Origin of the sequence: uncultured Anaerovibrio sp., assembly GCF_947302755.1 — a bacterium.
GTDB lineage: Bacteria > Bacillota > Negativicutes > Selenomonadales > Selenomonadaceae > Anaerovibrio.
This window is the reverse complement of the sequence record NZ_CAMYWM010000178.1, coordinates 1-3,948: the sequence shown is the minus strand read 5'-3', so window position 1 is coordinate 3,948 and position 3,948 is coordinate 1. Positions and strand designations below refer to the sequence as shown.

At 40.0% G+C, this 3,948-nt stretch carries 3 protein-coding genes and 1 pseudogene; all 4 read right to left on the bottom strand.

Annotation, left to right across the window (positions count from 1 at the left end):
• Nucleotides 1-63: 63 nt before the first annotated feature.
• Entirely contained in the window at nucleotides 64-342 is a 279-nt protein-coding gene (locus Q0Y54_RS12075; protein ID WP_297968373.1) for an MAE_28990/MAE_18760 family HEPN-like nuclease, read from the bottom strand.
• Nucleotides 343-628: 286 nt separating this feature from the next.
• The gene (locus Q0Y54_RS12070; RefSeq protein WP_297968370.1) at nucleotides 629-1,993 is read right to left on the bottom strand and encodes an RNA-binding domain-containing protein; all 1,365 of its coding nucleotides are present in this window, start codon (nucleotides 1,991-1,993) and stop codon (nucleotides 629-631) included.
• Nucleotides 1,994-2,057: 64 nt separating this feature from the next.
• Nucleotides 2,058-3,533, bottom strand: a complete 1,476-nt coding sequence (gene pdxA, locus Q0Y54_RS12065) for a 4-hydroxythreonine-4-phosphate dehydrogenase PdxA (protein ID WP_366072769.1) — start codon at nucleotides 3,531-3,533, stop codon at nucleotides 2,058-2,060.
• A pseudogene (locus Q0Y54_RS12055) lies at nucleotides 3,517-3,948 on the bottom strand (hypothetical protein); the annotation flags it as partial. The gene pdxA and the pseudogene Q0Y54_RS12055, both read right to left, overlap by 17 nt.

The window sequence follows — 3,948 nt, the reverse complement described above, 5'->3', positions numbered from 1 at the left end:
CGACACCAATATTTTCAAGGAATTGGCTTTATTTTTGTGGTGGGAAAGTTGAGTTCACTATAATTATTTGTTGTCGATAAATCGTTCATCCTCTATGTATACATAAAACTGTTTTACTAATTCAATTAAATAATTATAACAATAAGTAGTGTATTCTTTTAAGTCAGATATAGTATAATCTCGCCCTATTTCCTTAAACGAACGGTCTCCGTGAGCCAATGTATTTCGATGGTTTTTTACAACCAACAATTTTTCTTCTCCTTGCATATGAAAATCTTTATATATCCCCCAACGCTCAAGAATATCCCTTATGGCACGTGCATCTAAATTGCCTGAAAACAACTTAACACATTTTGAATATAATCATCCATGTTATCCCCCGCCAATACGTGCTTTTTCCATAAATTTACACTCATAAAATCATATTATTTTGTTTTATGCGACCAAATAGTATTAAAAACTGCTTGTATACAATATTACTCAAGTCCCTTATTAGTTACTAAATCCCCTCTCTTTTTACTCAATACTAGGCACACTCCTCTTGAATTCTTCCGGGATAAATTTTGACAGTTCATAGCTGGATACCCCCAGAGGTTGGCTGCTGAATTTCTTTCCACCATTTTTTGCGTTACTCATTTATCCTCCATTTACCATACCTGTTACCTCCTTCACGGGTGATACGGCCACTATCACGAAGCTTTTTCATTTCTCTTTCAATAGTTCGTTTAGGAACATTTGCCACTTCAGCCATTGCTTGAACAGTAATAGAATTATCAGAACATATCATTTCTATAATCGTCTCTGCTAATCCGCCACTTAATCCGCCACTTAATCCGCCACTTAATCCGCCACTTTGGCGGTTTAAAACTTTGTCCTTATCAATAATAGCATTCTCCAAAGCTTGCAACCTAATTCTGAGTGTAGTTCCTATAAGCTCATAGAAGGGGAGTCCTGAGCCTATTGCTTTGCATTCATCACAAATCTTTTTTATACCCTGTCCCCAATTTTCAATGAAGCCAGCACGATAAAAAACTCTGGCAATATCGGGATTGTATGGCTTAGAATCATGAGGTTCCATCAAAGTTTCAACCGTCCATCCTTCAGGCAAAATGCAACTATTACTTATCGTAATACTATTATCATCCACACGAATCTGTATAGGAACACCATACATATAGCAGTTGTGTGCAATGGCGTTGTAAACAGCCTCACGAATAGCCTCTCTCGCAAAAGGATATTCCTCAACCCTTATATCATGCTTATAACTGATTTTCGCTTTCAGATACATCTGAAAAATAATATCAATCACTTTACTTGCATTTACAAGCAGTGATTCTTCTAGATCGTTGTGATAAACGACCCTTCCTTGTTCATCAAACTTCCCAATTTTTATATAGCTTCCATTCTGAATAATTTCGGGATCACTGTAAAAGAGAAGTACTGCTGAACGTTTTAGTTTTCCATCAGTAATTAGATGAAATTTTTGAAGCAATTCTTTATTGGAAACATTAAGTTCTGCTTCAGACATTCGATTTGTTCTCAATGCTTCCCGGCGGAATATCTTAAAACTCTCATCATCTAAATCATCCACTGCAATATTGTCAACCGTGACATCTTCCCATCGAAAACCTGTTTTCTGCATTATAAACTCCGATAGAGCAATACCTGTCAACTGTTGCTTGGTAGCACCACTACGATAATGAAATTCACCGTGATAGCTAATCGGAAATGTACTGGATTTAACCTTTATCTCCAAATAATCCTTTCCATCCTCAGTCAACTTGTTTACATCAGCAACAATACCTAACCCAGATTGAATTTTATTGGGAACATCCTCTAGTAATTTCTTTATATTCTGCACCCCGACAATTTTTCCAGCATCATCAACACCAATATAAAGTGTACCGCCACCAGCATTAGCGAATCCACACAACCACTTCAAATATTCATCCCGCCAAGATTCCTTATATTCAACATTTTGACTCTCTGACATAAAATATCCTCACATAATTTTCTAAATCGTCCACAATTTGTGGACGATTTAATACCATACCCCATTATACTGCCCCATATTTCTGCCAATTATTAGCAATAGTCACCGCAGCATAGATAGCATCCAGCATACTCTCTTCATTGGCCCGCCCCTCACCGGCCTTGCCATAGGCAGTACCATGGTCAACGGATGTACGAATAACTGGCAAGCCAATAGTACAGTTGATACCGCTCATGGAGGTATACTGCTTGGTGACAGGGTTCAATGCAAAACCACAGATTTTTAGAGGAATGTGTCCCTGATCATGGTACATTACAACCACCACATCAGACTCGCCGCCCATACTTTTTACGAACACGGTATCAGGCGGAACAGGTCCGGTCACATCATAACCTTGTTTTCTGGCTTCATTAATAGCCGGTATTATTTCGTCAGCCTCTTCATGTCCAAATAGTCCATCCTCGGAACAATGAGGATTCAGCCCCGCCACGGCAATGCGGGGATTTTCAAAGCCCAACAGCTTCATTCCCTTATCTGCCAGCTTAATTACCTCTACCACTCGGTCCTTCTTTACCCGTTCACAGGCTTCCTTCAACGAAACATGGGTGGAAACATGAATGACGCAAAGCTTCCGGTCACTACGAATACCACTGGCCAAAAGCATGGCATATTTCGGAGTATTGGTGTACTCGGCAAAAATTTCCGTATGGCCACTGTATTTATGGCCCCCCATATGGAGAGATTCTTTATTTATAGGAGCCGTAGCTACAGCATCCACCTGTTTTGCCTTTGCCAATTCAATTCCTTTGATAATGTACTGAAATGAAGCATCCCCACAAAGAGCAGAGTTTTTCTTATATTCCCAGCCATGAGGTTCCAGAAGACCCAAATTAATAACATCAATGGTTCCAAGCAAGCCTTTTGCGTCCTTAGGCTCAGTAATTTCATTTATTTCCAGATTTAAATTGCAAAAATCCAAGGCATCTTCAAGAGCAGCCCTGTCACCAATAACTATAGGGATACATTGACGATATACTTCTTCACGTGTCAGGGACTTAACAATTATTTCCGCACCAATACCGGCAGGATCTCCCATAGTTATAGCCACTTTCTTGCGATCACCAAGCATGATGCGCTCACGAATTTCTGTGGTAGATATCCCCTTGGTATATGGGACATAAACAACATCTACCCCAACCTCAGCCAGCTCTTTTTCAAATTTATTCCACCGCTCAGTACCTTTCCAGTCATCACCAATGAAAATAACATCAAAATGATATTTTTCCCAAAGCTTCATCTTGTCACGGAAACGAGTGATAACAGCCTCATCCACATCAGAAACAGAGGCAATAATGCGACGACGGCCGTCCTCATTGATAATAGGATGACGGTGCTTGTAGCTAACCACCACATCATCACCATGTACGCCAACAATAAGGTGCTCGCACTGACTCTTGGCAGTCTCTATCATATTCAAGTGGCCTGTATGAAAAAGGTCATAAACGCCATCGGTGTAACCCACTTTATATTTCTTTGCCATTTTCTGCCATTCCCTCCTGTTCTGACAATAATGTCAATTTGGAAATAGGATGTACTTTTCGTTTATTTTCCGGTGGCAACTCCATGTAGTTACCATACTTTACTGTCAAATAACCATCATAGTCTGCCGCCCCAGGTAATTTCAATTTATCAAATTCATATTCAGCCAAATCCTCATACCAGCGGCGTTCATAGCCAAAGAAGCCTTCCCCCTTCGGAGTGGGGAATGTAAGTATTCTTACCAGCTCAGTTTGCCCATATTGACGACATTGTTCAATAAAGCTACTAAAGCTACTCACTAGGTATTCCATGGGAACTAAATCCATCAAACGAAAGCAAAGCCGCTGCCACCGGTGCTTGGCGGTATCCTTGCCAATTCTGGACCAAAAAAACTTTCTGTAAATATAGCACCGCAA